The organism is Nocardia sp. NPDC004604 (assembly GCF_040609795.1).
Taxonomy (GTDB): Bacteria; Actinomycetota; Actinomycetes; order Mycobacteriales; family Mycobacteriaceae; genus Nocardia.
In genome coordinates this window covers 1-1,960 of the sequence record NZ_JBEXLC010000325.1, presented here as the reverse complement: position 1 = coordinate 1,960, position 1,960 = coordinate 1, and the positions used below count along the sequence as shown (strand labels likewise).

Annotated in this window: 1 protein-coding gene, 1 tRNA gene and 1 pseudogene; 1 reads left to right on the top strand and 2 read right to left on the bottom strand. The window is 63.9% G+C overall.

The window, feature by feature from the left end; all coding sequences use genetic code 11:
- Nucleotides 1-635 precede the first annotated feature (635 nt).
- Both ABZW16_RS43865 and ABZW16_RS43860 read right to left on the bottom strand, forming a co-directional pair.
- Nucleotides 636-720, bottom strand: a tRNA-Leu gene (locus ABZW16_RS43865).
- Between the two features lie 68 nt (nucleotides 721-788).
- Nucleotides 789-1,490, bottom strand: a complete 702-nt coding sequence (locus tag ABZW16_RS43860; RefSeq protein ID WP_354962088.1) for an HD domain-containing protein — start codon at nucleotides 1,488-1,490, stop codon at nucleotides 789-791.
- A 61-nt stretch (nucleotides 1,491-1,551) separates the two neighbouring features.
- Here ABZW16_RS43860 and ABZW16_RS43855 point away from each other — a divergent pair.
- Nucleotides 1,552-1,960 (top strand): annotated as a pseudogene (locus tag ABZW16_RS43855) (glycosyl transferase); the annotation flags it as partial.

The window sequence follows — 1,960 nt, the reverse complement described above, 5'->3', positions numbered from 1 at the left end:
GGCGACCGGAACATGCTGGGAGCCGTGGTCTTCCTCGTGTTCTCGATCGCGACGTTGGTCGTGCTCGTTCTCCATGTTGTCCTCGCCTGAGCCCGCGTTTCTACCTCGGCAGCTGGAATCCATGTACCTGCATGGAATGCATTGCCCGGCTGCATGTTTGCGCTTGATGCACCGACGTCCGCGATTATTGCGGCCGTGCCGCAGCTTCTTGGATGAGGTGCAGCAGGGCTCGAGCTGCGGCCGGGGTGAGGTCGGGCGGATCTATCGGGACGATGACTTCGAGTTCCGTTGAGCTCGCATTGTCGTGCGATAGACGCGAGTGGGTCGACTGGGCGGTCTCGGCCGAGGAATCGAGCGGGTAAGCGTTGTGCATGAAGTCATCTTCCAATTGGTGTTGCGAGCGGGTGGCATCCAAGGAAGGGGCTTGACGATATCGGTAGGGCTGGCACGACATTCGTGATCCGGCGGGCTATGAGCCATCGGGTCGACTGCCAGTTTCTCAGGATTCTTTCAGCTGAACCCGTATTGAACCCCTACGGGCCACTACTTGGGGTTCTGTGTGGATTGGGCGCAAAAGAGCTACCCGAAATCCTGCAAAACCGCAGGTAGGGCGGGTGACGTGTCGTTGCTGGTTGTGTCCGGAGGGGGACTTGAACCCCCACGCCCGATAAAGGGCACTAGCACCTCAAGCTAGCGCGTCTGCCATTCCGCCACCCGGACCGGTGTTGCTGAGCAAGGGTAACGGATGAGTGGGGAAGTATTGAAATCGGTTGTGACGGCGGGTGGGTTCAGTGTGTGGCGACTACCCGTTCGATGACCGGGCGCCACGATTCCAGCAGGGCGACTTCGTGGCCGACGATCTTGCCCGCATCGTCGGCGCGGCGCAGGGCGATGGCGGCGGTGAAGTCGGGATCGGCTCGGAATTCGGCGATTTCGGCTGGGGTCATCGGGCCGCCCTGGGCGATCAGGGTGCGCTGGCTGGCGGGGGAAAGCGTGTGGGTCGTATCGGTTGCGGCGAGATAGCGTTTGGCGATGACGTGCAGTTCGATCAGTCGGGCAACGCGGTCGCCGAGTAGCGAGCGGATCGCATCGGCGCCGTGTTCGCCGTGGTGTGCGTCGTCGCCGGGGACGAGTTTGTGGCCGATGTCGTGCAGCAGTCCGGCCAGTTGCAGTTCCTCGTCATCGGGATGGGATAGGCGCAGCAGTTGGGCGCATTGCAGGTCGTGATCGAGGATGTCGACGGGGTCGCCGCTGCGATCGGGCATATCCCAGACATCGGCGCAGTCGGTCAGCAGGTTGATCAATTCGTCCACGGTGGATACCGACACCTCAGCCCCGATCTCGTGATGCGCTTGCTCACTGCTCAGCGCGTCCGACGCAATGAGCGAAATGGTCTGGACCAGTCTGCCGTCGATCGTCGGCCGGTGGGGTTGCGGGTGAATGGCGTTTCGGTGAATGCTGGCGGGCCGGGCACCCGGAATGGGGCCCATGCGCGCTCCGCTCGATCGCCACCCCACCTGATTCCGAGCCTGATATGGCAGGCTGGCCCGCATGCGTGTTGCCGTTGTTGCCGGGCCGGATCCGGGCCATGCGTTTCCGGCGTTGGCGCTGTGCGAGCGCTTCCTGGCCGCCGGTGACGAACCGGTGTTGTTCACCGGACCGCGCTGGTTCGACGCCGCCAAGGAGGCGGGCATTGCGGTGCGCAGACTCAAGGGTCTCGCCCCGCGCGCCGTCGACGATGACCGCGATGCCGGTCAGCGCATTCATGAACGTGCGGCGCATATTTCGACCGAGATCCTGCCCGATCTGAGCGCGATGCTGCCGGAACTCGTGGTGTCGGATGTGCTCACCGCGGGCGGCGGGCTGGCCGCCGAACGACTCGGGGTGCCGTGGGTTGAGCTGTCGCCGCATCCGCTGTATCTTCCGTCGAAAGCGTTGCCGCCCATCGGCAGTGGCCTCG